Raw genomic sequence first — 13,000 nt, 5'->3', positions numbered from 1 at the left:
GAATAGATGCGACGAGAAACCAAAACAATAAATCCATGGAAATATGGAATATTAAAAAATAGAATTCCAATGAAAAAAATAACCAATAAAATCGCGATAATGATGGTGTTTGCAGGGCTGCTGTCCGGATGCACCAAGTTCTTGGATCAGACACCTAATGGTGTACTGAGCTCCGATCAGGTAAAGGAACCAGAAAGATTACTGACAGCCACTTATGCAGCTTTAGGCAATGACCATTATGATGTGCCTTTTAGCTTATGGCCTTATGGTACAGTACGATCTGACGATGCATATAAAGGTGGATCGGGACCGCAGGATATACAGACGTTCCATTTTCTTGAGGTCTCCAGTAATGTCACGACCAATTTTGCGGAGGTGGATAAACTGTGGTTTCAGCTTTATGTTGCTATTTCACGGGCTAATACCACCATCAAAACGATTCAGGAAATGAACAATTTTGATGGCAAGGAGGGGAAGTTGGCCGAAGCGAAATTCCTACGGGGACACTTCTATTTTATGCTCAAAACGCTTTTTAAATATGTACCCTATATTGATGAAAATGTACCGGTAGATAGCTATGAGACCGTATCAAATAGAGCATTGAGCAATGATGCGCTCTGGCAAAAGATTGTCGATGATTTTCAATATGCAGTAGATCATTTGCCAGCTGTACAAACGGAAGTCGGTCGTGCCAATCGAATTGCGGCGGCGGCTTATCTTGCTAAAACATATCTGTACAAAGCCTATCGTCAGGATAACGAAGAACGACATGCGCTAACTGGAATCAATCCGGGAGATCTGGAAAAAGTATTGCAGAATACGGACATCGTACTTGCATCAAACCATGCTCTTGAAGCAGATTTTGCCTTTAACTTTTTGCCGGGGAAATATGAAAATGGTACTGAAGCACTGTTTTCAATACAATTTTCAAAAGATGATGGTACGAAATTCGGCCGTGTGAATTTCTCGGATCTGCTTTCTGTACCGATGGGTCTGGGCTGTTGTGATTTCAACAAACCTAGCCAGAATTTGGTGAACGCATTCCGTACAACGGGAAAAGGGGTACCGCTTGATAATTACAATACATTGAATAGCTTCAATGCATCGGAAAAATACGACCCAAGGTTATTCCATACTGTGGCAATTCCGGGATTACCTTATAAATATAATACCAAACGCATTTACGAGGAGAGCTGGAACCGCAATCCTGCGGACTATTCAGTGTATGCTTCGTTGAAGGAGAATGTCGATCCAGATTGCGATTGTTTTGTTCCGATGGCACCATTCTTTGCAAATACAAAAAACCGTATTGTCCTGCGTGTTGCCGATGTCCTATTGATGCGTGCTGAGGCGCTGATTGAATTGCACCGTCCCGTCGAAGCTTTACCGCTGATCAACCAGTTACGTATCCGTGCAAAAAATAGTGCAACCATGACGGGCTATGCAACGGATAAAATGTTGGTAGAAACCTATAAAAATGGAGATAACATTATATGGAATGAGGAGAATGCACGGAAGGCTTTACGTGCGGAACGTCGTCTGGAATTGGCGATGGAAAATGGTCGCTTCTTCGACCTGGTACGCTGGGGAATCGCAGAACAGACCATGAATGCTTATTATGAAACAGAGAAATCGCGTCGTTCTTATTATGCCGCAGCTCATTTTATAGCGAATAAGAGTGAATATTTGCCTATTCCGGAAGCACAAATCAGGCTGAGCAAATACCTATACAAGCAGAATCCGGGATATTAACTAACATATTAACCAATTTATACCAATGAGAACATTAAAATATAACATCGGATTGGGGCTTCTGCTTATAGGGTTGTTTTCAGCTTGTAAACAGGACGTTGAAAGCGCTCTTGATCTACATGCGGACGTAGACATCTTGTCTTTTAAAGTTGGTACGGCCATAGGGACGATAGATCAGCAGAAAGGCAGCATCAGCGTGCTGGTACCGGCAGGGACAGATCTATCAGCGCTTGCTCCTGTAATTGTATTGCCGGGTGAAGCGAGGGTATCTCCAGCTTCGGGCATGGCGCAAAATTTTTCCTTTTCTTCCACGAAACCAGTTACATATCGTGTATATAACGGCAATTTATATAATACTTATCAGGTTACTGTCAGAGAAATAAAGGCGGAAATAACGGCTTTTCGTATCGGAGACCGCTCAGGACTAATTGACCAGCAAAATAAGCAAATCAAAATTTATCTACCATTGGGAACAGATTTGAAAAATCTTACACCATCTGTCGAGTTTACATCGGGAGCAAGCATTGCACCGGGACTAGGCGAATTTGTGAATCTGAGTTCCCCAGTAAAATATACGCTTACCTATATGGGGCAAACATTTCAATATACCGTAACGGCCATACTCGGCGAGGAACCAAAGCAGGTACTGACAATTTATAATGGTGAAACTATTGTACCGCATTTTGATGGTCTGGGTGTAAGTGGGGTAGACTCACCTTATTCTAATCCAAAAACGAAAGGTACCAATGCCACTCCTTTCTGTGCATCCTTTATCAGAGATGCTGAAACAGGAGCTGGCTGGCACGGTGGCGCATTATGGAATGCCAATAAGGTGAATATTAACCCCGCAGCGTACAACCGTTTCTCTATCATGATATTGAAGGATGTGGAAGGAGATGTACAGCTGGAGATCCAGTCGGATGGCGAACAGAATAAAGATTGGCTACGGGCAAGGTATGTGAAAGCACATGTCGGTGAATGGCAGGAATTGATCTTTGAAATTCCTGTTGGGAGAACAGCAAACATCAATAATATTCTTGTAATGCCCCATGAACATCCCAATGGACAACCGGTGGTTTTCCCGACCCAGCGGATGTATTGGGACGAGTTGAAGGCATTGCCAAAAGAATAGCCGGAGTAAATAATTGGAATATGGTTTTATTAGGAGATTTTAAATGAAAACTAACTTGTATTTATTTCCAGCATTATGCTTTATAGCGTTGCTGACGAGCTGTAAAAGTGGGGATCAGACCCTGCCTGTTGACAAACCTGATGCCCCTGCTTCGGTAGACCGGTCCACCTCCTGTACCATGGTACAGGAGACGGGTCTGTTTCAGACTTTTTATAAGCCGCAGCAAGGATTTGTCGGTGATCCAATGCCTTATTATAATACCGATGACAAAAAGTACTATTTGTTCTATCTCTACGAAAATGCAAATCGCCACCCGATCTATGTTACCAAAACCAGTGATTATGCAACATTTGAAGGCTTTACGGAAATATTGCCTGCTGGCACTACCGGAAGTCAGGATGAATGGATTGGAACAGGCAGCTTTATTAAGAGAGGTCAGACTTACTACTGTTTTTATACTGGTCATAACGGTAACCTGAATCCGGCTGAAAAGGTGATGGTCGCAACATCGGCCGACTTGCTGAACTGGACGAAACAGCCTGTGGAGAAAATACAGGCCGCCGTGGGCTATGACCAGAATAATTTTAGGGATCCACATGTATACTGGGACGAAAGTCGCGGTAGCTATGTGATGCTGGTCACGACCCGTAAGGATGGCAAAGGGGCGATTGCACGGTATGTATCCACGGATCTAAACAGCTGGTCTATCATAGATCCGCTGCTAGCGACTGCAGCATCCGCAGTAGGTAAACATGAGATTGAAACGGATGCTGAAATATTGGAATGTCCAGATATCTTTAAAATGGGCAGTAAATGGTATTTAACATTTTCACGGATAAATAGGGATGAGCACCGGAAGACTTTTTATCGAATTGCTGAATCTCCGGATGGCCCCTGGAGGATCTGTCATGATGCAGATGGTCATCATGAAACTTTCGATGGTTTATTTCTATATGCTGGCAAGACAGCTACGGATGGAACGATGCGCTATCTCTCGGGTTGGTGTTCAACAGGTCAGACGGTGAACAGCAACAATGAATTACCTTGGTCAGGAAGTTTAATCTCGCATAAATTAGTTCAGGGACCGACGGGGAGATTGTATCCAACTATTCCTGCTGCAATAAACAATAAGTTTAATAAAGAACTGGCTTTTGAAAAGCTGAATGCAGTTGGAAATGTTTCTGAAAATAATAAAACATACAATATTACAGCACGGTCTGGCGCAAGAAGTTATGCACGATTCAACCGTAATACAGCTAGCGTTAAAATGTCGCTGACAATAGATGCTTCGCAGTCAGATCATTTCGGTTTCACCTTTGGCGCATGTGACAATCCTTCGGAGCTGTATAGTATTGCCTTTGATCTGACGTCTTCAAACCGTTGGGGTATGCCTGCACTATTTATGAATCGAGAAACGGGCTTAGAAGGAACCGCCGGTAAAACAGAACTTAATTTTACGCCATTGATTGTGCCTGCCAATAAGGTCTTTGATGTAAAAATTGTAATCGAGAAATCGATCTGTGTGGTTTACGTAAATAATAACGTTGCTTTTACCAATCGGATCTATAAAATGGATCAGAACCCCTGGACAATTTATGCAGATCAGGGTACGATCAAAGTCAATACATTGAAAGTAGAGAAATCATAAGAATTTTAATTATTTTATCGGATAAGGCCCGGTGAAGATAATGTGATATAAAACTTAATAAGATATGGATAGAATAAAGAAATATGGAACCATCATGCTCTTTGCGAGTTTGTTGAGTTCAGCTTTTGCTCAAGTAGGACAGCGAGACATGAATCAGGCTGTTGAAAAATACCGGCCGATCTTCCATTTTACCCCCAAACAGGGCTGGATGAATGATCCCAATGGAATGGTGTATATTAATGGGAATTACCATCTCTTTTTTCAGCATAACCCCGAAAAATCTGTTTGGGGACCCATGCACTGGGGGCATGCCATTAGTAAGGATCTGATTCATTGGGACGAACAAAAAATTGCTTTGTATCCCGATAGCTTGGGAACGATCTTTTCGGGAAGTGCAGTGATTGATAAGAATAATACCGCTGGTTTTGGAAAGGGGGCTATGGTTGCTATTTTTACGCATCATAATCATCAAGAGGAAGACCGTAAAACCGGTCTACACGAAAATCAGAGTTTGGCCTATAGCCTGGATCAGGGAGTAACCTGGACCAAATATAAAGGCAACCCGGTATTGCCAAATCCAGGGATTTGGGATTTTCGGGATCCAAAGGTGATGTGGTTCGAAAAATCAAAAAGCTGGATTATGACCCTGGCAACTAAAGATTGTATTACCTTTTATTCATCCAAAGATTTAAAAGAGTGGAAAAAGGAGAGCGAATTTGGTAAGGAAGGGGGAGCACATGGTGGAGTCTGGGAATGTCCTGACCTGATTCCAATGAAATATCAAGGTGAAACCAAATGGGTATTATTGGTCAGCATCAATCCGGGAGGCCCCAATGGTGGTTCGGTAACACAGTATTTTGTAGGTGATTTCGATGGGCATCAATTCCAGCCAGCAGATACATCAATCAAATGGCTGGATTGGGGACCAGATAATTACGCGGGTGTAACCTGGAGCAATTTAGGAGAGCGGCACCTGATGATCGGTTGGATGAGCAACTGGCAATATGCCAATGTGGTGCCAACGACGCACTGGCGCTCATCTTCGACAATCCCGCGTGAACTAGCTTTGCAAAAGATAAATCAAAAATATTATGTAAGCAGCAATGCAGCACCCGAGGTGACTAAAGCATTTCAGTCTGTAAAAAAATATCAGGCAAATCAATCCAAAGAGCTCACTGTACAGGAGCAGCTGTCGCAAGCATTTCGGTTGGAGATCAATAAGCTAAAAGTACAGAATTTTAAACTTATTTTGTCTAATGCTATTGGAAATGAGTTGGTTGTCGGTTATGCCAAAGATCAGGATGCATATTATATTGATCGTTCAAAATCTGGGGAAATTGCTTTCAATGCAGATTTCCCAAAAAGAAGCACAGCAGGACGACTATCCAAAAGCGAAACATTATCATTAAGCCTATATATCGATGTCAGTTCTGTAGAGCTCTTTGCTGACGGTGGATTAACCGCAATGACAAGCTTGTTTTTTCCAGAGGAACCAATGACACGGATACGTATAGTGGGCGATAATAACCTAATATTTCGGGATATAAATATTGCCACATTCAGGGACAAATAAACAATTTATGCATAAAAACAAAGGGGCCTTTTTAAAAAAAGGCCCCTTTGTTTTATAGCCTAAGCCGATCGCAATCAGGTTACTACCACATTGTAAAATAAATACCTGATTAGCTAGAATAATTTTAAAGACTAGTTTCGATTTGATATATTTAACAGTTGTTTTGCGGGATGACAAATACTAGACCTAATTTGTAACGCCAATTTACTTTTTAGCGAAGGCGCTTTTGCGATGAACTTTTATGTATAACACAATATAATAATGACACTTAATTTTTTTAAATGGAAATGCGCAGCGGCAGTGGGAATGCTTTTGTGTATGACCGAGGGATCATTTGCCCAGACAAAATCAATACCTTATGAAGGTGTGCCCGGATGGACCGAAAGCCAGAATAAACGGATGGAATGGTTTAGAGAAGCACGTTTTGGACTTTTTATCCACTGGGGGCTGTATAGTGCTGCTGGAGGTAGTTTTGAAGGAAAGCAATATCCTCAACATTACGCTGAATGGATCCAGACCTGGGGGAAAATCCCCAGCAAGCAGTACGCTGCGGTGCTGAAACCAAAGTTCACCCTACGTTCGTTTGAACCTAAAGCCTGGGCACGTCTGGCTAAAAAAGCAGGAATGAAATATATGGTATTGACTTCCAGACATCATGAAGGCTTTAGCCTATTTAATAGCCAGCAACCATATGCTGTAAAAAATGAGATTACAGGAAGTGCCAACTTATCCCCCAAAGGTAGGGATTTATATAAAGAGATCATGACCGCATTTCGTCAGGAGGGACTGAAAGTAGGTGCTTATTATTCTTTGCTCGACTGGCAGCATCCAGATTCCTACGAAGCTTTTAATCTGAATCCTAACACAGACAATCATAAACCTGATCATGACCGCTACAAGGAATATCTCTATGGGCAGGTCAAAGAACTTGCTCAGAATTACGGTCCACTGGATATGCTCTGGCCTGACTTTAGCAGCAAACAGCATCAAGGTGAGGCTTGGGGAACAAAACGCATGTTGACAGATCTGATCAAATGGCAGCCCAATATCATTATCAACAACCGGTTTTGGGATGGGTTAGAAAACAAAAATGGTGATATTGGAACCCCTGAAAAATATATTCCGCCAACGGGACTTCCGGGCATGGATTGGGAGGTTAGCCATACAATGAACGAAAGTTATGGCTATAGTGCGCACGATCAAAATTGGAAGAGCTTTCCTAAAATCATGCAATTATTTGTAGAAACGGTAAGCAAAGGTGGTAATTTTCTGCTCAATGTAGGGCCTGATGGGGATGGAGCTATCCCTGCACCAGCGATTAAAATTATGGAGCGTATAGGTGATTGGATGCAGATCAATAAGGAGGCAATCTATGGTACCACAGCAAGTCCTTTTCAGGCATTGGACTGGGGCTATTGCACGCAAAAAGAAGGTAAATTGTATTTACATATATTTGATCGACCTGCCAGCGGAAAAATTGATCTACCGATCAAAAACAAAGTCGCTGTTGCCTATGCGTTGGCAAATCCAAAAAACAAGCTGAAGGTTGTGGTGGATAAGGGGAGACCTGTGATTCCAGTTGATGCTTTCGACATTGAAAAAGGACCGAAGGTAATTCTTGTCGAAATTCAGGGAAAACCATATGTGGAAGAGAATCTGACGCAGACTCAGGCGGATGGACGTATTGTGATGAATGCAAATAACGCTAAATTGCTAGATGGAAAAGGACTTAAAATCATTGGTGCAACGACACATGACCCCAATCGTCCAAATGCCATCGGACAATGGAAAGATAGCAATGACCGGATCTATTGGGACATCAAAATCCAAAAACCAGGTAAATACCGTGTATTGATCAGTTATTTGCCAAATGCAAAACATAAAGGTAAGGTGATACTTTCGGCACTTGGACAGCAGCTTCCATTTGCTTTTGGTACGGAAAATGGAAAAGGATTTAAAGAGATGGAACTGGGTACAGTTGAAGTATCGCAGCAGGTTATCGGCGAGCCGAGCACCAGGGTTACATTACAGGCAACGGCAATTGAAGGTGATATGTTGCCAGAGATTGCATCGCTTACGTTGGTGCCGGTGCAGGAATAAGTTAATAGGATAAGTACAATTGTACCGACTGTTTTTAACAGTTGAGCCAGAGCAGCCCCGGCAAATATATATTGCTGGGGCTGTTTTGTATAAAGTTGTCTTTAAAAAATATGTTAATATATCTGAAAAGGAAGCTTGGCAAATGAGGCATGATATGATCAATAATTAAAGTAGCGAAACCGGAAAAGAATTTTTTATTCTGGAAGGATAATTGCGTTATTTGCATAAAGCAATTATGAAGCACACAATAGCAAATGAAACCTTGATATGTCTCAATTAACTATAATAGATCTGGCCAAAAGACTAGGCTTGTCAAAATCCACGGTTTCCCGTGCTTTTCGGGATAATGTGGATATTAATCCAGCTACCAAAGCTCGTATATTGGCTATGGCCGAGGAAATAGGCTTTTCCCCAAATGTGTACGCGAGCAGTCTCAAAGCGAATAAGAGTCTGACAATTGCAATTATTATTCCTGAATTTGGGAATAAATTTTTCTCGCAGGCGATTAAAGGGATAGAGGCTGTGGCACGTTCTAAAGGTTATCATACGTTAATTTATGTGACTGATCATCAGGTTCAGAATGAAGCTTCTATTGTACGCTCGCTGGCTAATGGACGCGTTGATGGAGTGATTCTCTCGGCATCTGGCGAAGGAAAAGATCATTCGCATATCCAGCTACTGGAAGAACGGGGGATACCTGTCATGTTTTTCGACCGTGCCTACGATGACTGGAAAGGAGGCTATGTGACCGGTAACGACGCGGAAGCAGCTTATCTGGCGACGAAGCATTTGATTGAAAATGACTGCAAAAAAATTGCTTACCTAGCTATAGATCCCAATATATCTATTGGTAAAGTGCGTAAAGATGGGTACGAGAAAGCCCTTTTGGAGGCAGGAATTCAGATTAACCCCAAACTGATCCTGGATACGGTCAATGATGCTGAACAGAATATGACTGATATAAAAAACCTTATCGAACAGGAAAAACCCGATGCCATATTCGCATCGGTTGAACGACTTGCAATCTCCAGCATACGGGTAGCAAAACAGTTAAAGATACATATACCCGAACAGCTGAAAATAATATGTTTTTCTTGTTTGGATATTGCAGATTTGATAGATCCTGCACTCAGCCTTGTCAAACAACCTGCCTATGAGATGGGAGAATTGGTTACAAAATTCCTGCTGGATAAGATGGAAAACCCCAGTAATGAAAAGTTTGCTAATTCGGTTTATCTTGATTCTCAGCTTATTTTTCAAAAATCTAGCTTGAAATAAATCAAAAAATATTTGGTTTTCGTTGAACCATTATTTAGCTTTGATTTATCATCGGGAACATTCCCGGTGATAATTAAATAATCAATTTGTGTAAAACATTGGATAGGGTAAATCAGCAAATCGCTTGAAAGCGATTTCTTTTTACATTGATTTCGGGAACGTTCCCATAATCTCTTCCAATCAAAGCTAATTATCGATGGGGAAGCATATCTCTCACTTAATAGGGTATTTCTGGATGATTATCCTTTTGTCTTCACATGCAAATAAAAAGGAGAATATAACTACTGAACAGGTACGCATAAACGCGCTGCTTCCGTTTGATCAGGCAAAGGGGAATGGCCTGTGGAGCGAACGCTTCATTGGCTTTAGATTACCGCAGGCACTATGCCTGCTGTGGGAGGGTAATTCTTTAGCCGATTATCTGAAACAGTCCAATCAAAAAATATGAGCATCTGATCAGGTGCATAGCTCGGGTGAGAACAAAACTAAACTAAATAAATAAACAGTTATTTTATGAACAAACAGCTATTACGTCCATTTTGGGCCTTGAACATGTTACTCGGGGTGAGTGCCACGGCATTTGCGCAGCAAGCCACGCTTCAGGGAAAAGTAATGGATCAAAAAGGAGTTTCCTTGGTAGGCGCGACACTGCGTTTCGAGGAGATTCAAAAATCACTGTCTACCAATGCCAACGGGGATTTTAGCTTGGATAGACTGAAAGCTGGGAAATTACGGCTGAAAGTAAGCATGGTCGGTTATACAGCACTCGATACCTTGATTCAGGTAAAAGATGGCAGTAATCCCTTAAACTTATATCTCAAAGCAGATGCAAGTCAATTGGAAGAAGTGGTCGTGATCGGTTATGGTACGCAGAAAAAAAGTGAACTTACTGGTTCGATCAGTACAGTTACTTCCAAAGACTTTCAAAAGGGACAGATTTCTTCACCCGAGCAATTAATTATGGGTAAAGTCCCCGGTGTACAGATCACTACAAGCGGTGGTCAACCGGGAGCAGGTAGCACGATCCGTATTCGTACTGGTGCCTCATTGAATGCCAGCAATGATCCATTGATCGTTGTAGATGGTGTTCCCTTAGCTGGTGGATCTGTATCGGGCGTAGCTAACCCCTTAAGCCTTATCAACCCCAATGACATTGAGACATTTACCATTCTGAAAGATGCGAACGCAACAGCCATTTATGGTTCACGGGCATCCAATGGCGTTATTCTGATCACAACAAAAAAAGGGAGTCGTTCGGGCACGCAAATCAATTTTTCGACACAAAATTCCTTGGCCACGGTAGGTAAAAAAGTGGACCTGCTTACAGCGGATCAGATTCGCGACTATGTCAATACAAATGGAACCGATGCCATGAAAAAGCTTCTGGGGGAGGCCAATACTGATTGGCAGGATGTGATCTATGGCAATGCATTTACCACGGACAACAACATCAATATTGCCTCCAAAGCCGGGAACATGCCTTATCGGATTTCAGCGGGATACATGAATCAGGATGGGGTGCTGAAAAATGATAACCTTAAAAGGACAACAGCAGCTTTGGCTCTGACGCCGAAATTTCTCGACAATCACCTCTCCTTAGATGTGAATGTTCGTGGTACCTGGTCAAAATCCAGGTTCGCAACACAGGATGCCATTGGTTCGGCCATTCAATTCGATCCGACACAACGCGTTTATGTGGATGACAAAAATAGCTTTGGAGGTTATTTCGAATGGATACAAGGCGGAAAGCCAAATCCCAATGCCCCCCGAAACCCATTGGCATTGCTGGAGCTACGCAAAGATCAAGGGGATGTCTTCCGAAGTATTGGTAACGCGAAAGTCGACTATAGTTTCCACTTCCTTCCGGAATTACATGCTAACTTAAATGTAGGCTACGATCTGGCCCGGTCTAAGGGAAATACATTTACACCGGCGATTGCAGCGCGTAATTTTAATGAAGGTGGTGAACGCACGGAATATAAAACGGATATTAACAACAAAACGCTTGAATTCTATTTGAAATATGATAAGGAATTACCGGAAATAAAAAGTAATATAGACGCGACACTAGGCTATGGCTACTATAAAAACAGTACCAAAGCTTATAATTTCGATCGGACCAATGAGGCTGGTGAGGTACTGACATCAGTCAATCTTCCTTTTGATAGACCCGAGAACTTATTAATCTCTTACTACGGTCGTTTGATCTATACCTATGATAATCGCTATGTACTCTCTGGAACTTTACGTACCGACGGTTCCTCAAGGTTTAGTCCCGATAACCGATGGGGATATTTCCCTTCTGTAGGTTTTACTTGGCGCGCCAAAAATGAGCGCTTACTGAAAGATATTGCTGCACTTTCGGACCTTAAGTTCCGTCTAAGCTACGGAAAAACAGGACAGCAGGACGGTATCGCCAATTATTCTTACTTGCCTAATTATACAATCGGGGGTAATCAGTCCATGTATCGTTTTGGAAATGAATACTATTATTTGTATTCACCCGTGGTCTATGATGGTGATATTCGCTGGGAAAGCACCACAACATATAATGCAGGTATTGATTTTGGTTTTAACAACAACCGTATCTACGGGAGTGTAGATTACTATTCGAAAAAGACCAGGGATCTTTTGAGTACTATTCCGATAGCTGTGGGGTCTAACTTTAGCAATTTTCTGTTGACCAACGTCGGTAATATGGAGAATCAAGGGCTGGAGTTGAACCTGCATGTTGTCCCTGTCAAATCGGAGAAATCGACCTTGGATCTGGGCTTCAACTTGACTTACAACAGGAGTAAAGTCACCAACCTGACCCTGTCCGATGATCCGAATTTTATGATTGAAACGGGGGGTATCCGCGGTGGGACAGGCAATAATATTCAGGCCCATCAGGTAGGTTACACCCCTTATAGTTTTAGAGCATTTCAGCAGGTATATGATGAACAGGGAAAACCAGTAGAGGGTTTGTATGTAGACCGGAACGGTGATGGAGTGATCAGTGATAGTGATCGTTATATGTACAAATCACCGCTTCCAAAATATCTATTGGGATTTACAGCTGCATATGCTTACCAGAAATGGTCCTTGGCAACGACACTACGCGCAAATTTGGATAACTATGTGTACGACAACGTGTCTTCCAATTTTGGCAGCAGCTACAATGTCATTGACCAGGCTTCCCTGGTGATCAACAATGCACCAGTAGATTTTCTGAATAGCAATTTCAAAGAAAAACAGCTTCAGAGTGATTATTATATCAAAAATGCCTCTTTTCTGAAAATGGATAATATCAATGTCTCGTATCAGCTTGGACAATTTATTCGAAACAGCAAAGCGAATCTTTCGATTTCGGCAACGGTGCAGAATGTCTTCACTGTTTCGAAATATAAAGGTGTAGATCCGGAGATCTCCAATGGTATTGATGACCGTTTTTATCCACGACCACGTACCTATGTATTGGGTATCAATGTCAATTTTTAGGAAAAGAAGAATGTTTAAATCGTGTATTTAACTGCGC

8 protein-coding genes are annotated in these 13,000 nt (G+C 42.1%); all 8 read left to right on the top strand.

All coding sequences use genetic code 11. From position 1 onward, the window contains the following. Positions 1-69: 69 nt before the first annotated feature. The 8 genes from AC07UV_RS11730 to AC07UV_RS11695 all read left to right on the top strand — a co-directional run bounded on the left by AC07UV_RS11730 (position 70) and on the right by AC07UV_RS11695 (position 12,963). Positions 70-1,752, top strand: a complete 1,683-nt coding sequence (locus AC07UV_RS11730; RefSeq protein ID WP_495183873.1) for a RagB/SusD family nutrient uptake outer membrane protein — start codon at positions 70-72, stop codon at positions 1,750-1,752. Between the two features lie 25 nt (positions 1,753-1,777). Further along, positions 1,778-2,884, top strand: coding sequence for an SGBP N-terminal domain-containing protein (locus tag AC07UV_RS11725; protein ID WP_495183872.1), 1,107 nt, complete (start codon positions 1,778-1,780; stop codon positions 2,882-2,884). A 43-nt stretch (positions 2,885-2,927) separates the two neighbouring features. Next, on the top strand, positions 2,928-4,532 hold the full coding sequence (locus AC07UV_RS11720; RefSeq protein ID WP_495183871.1) for a glycoside hydrolase domain-containing protein: 1,605 nt from the start codon (positions 2,928-2,930) through the stop codon (positions 4,530-4,532). Positions 4,533-4,596: 64 nt separating this feature from the next. Beyond that, on the top strand, positions 4,597-6,105 hold the full coding sequence (locus AC07UV_RS11715) for a glycoside hydrolase family 32 protein (RefSeq protein WP_495183870.1): 1,509 nt from the start codon (positions 4,597-4,599) through the stop codon (positions 6,103-6,105). A 261-nt stretch (positions 6,106-6,366) separates the two neighbouring features. Next, complete coding sequence (locus AC07UV_RS11710; protein ID WP_495183869.1) at positions 6,367-8,205, top strand: alpha-L-fucosidase; 1,839 nt, start codon at positions 6,367-6,369, stop codon at positions 8,203-8,205. A 267-nt stretch (positions 8,206-8,472) separates the two neighbouring features. Further along, positions 8,473-9,483 carry a LacI family DNA-binding transcriptional regulator gene (locus tag AC07UV_RS11705; RefSeq protein ID WP_495183868.1) on the top strand — a complete coding sequence of 337 codons (1,011 nt, stop codon included), beginning with the start codon at positions 8,473-8,475 and terminating at the stop codon, positions 9,481-9,483. A gap of 196 nt (positions 9,484-9,679) precedes the next feature. Then, complete coding sequence (locus AC07UV_RS11700) at positions 9,680-9,931, top strand: hypothetical protein (RefSeq protein ID WP_495183867.1); 252 nt, start codon at positions 9,680-9,682, stop codon at positions 9,929-9,931. A gap of 65 nt (positions 9,932-9,996) precedes the next feature. After that, the gene (locus AC07UV_RS11695) at positions 9,997-12,963 is read left to right on the top strand and encodes a SusC/RagA family TonB-linked outer membrane protein (protein WP_282253227.1); all 2,967 of its coding nucleotides are present in this window, start codon (positions 9,997-9,999) and stop codon (positions 12,961-12,963) included. The last annotated feature ends 37 nt before the right edge of the window (positions 12,964-13,000 follow it).

It is taken from the genome of Sphingobacterium sp. GW821-FHT03E03 (genome assembly GCF_059420745.1).
Note: the sequence above shows the minus strand (reverse complement) of the source record. Positions and strands in the feature narration are given on the sequence as shown.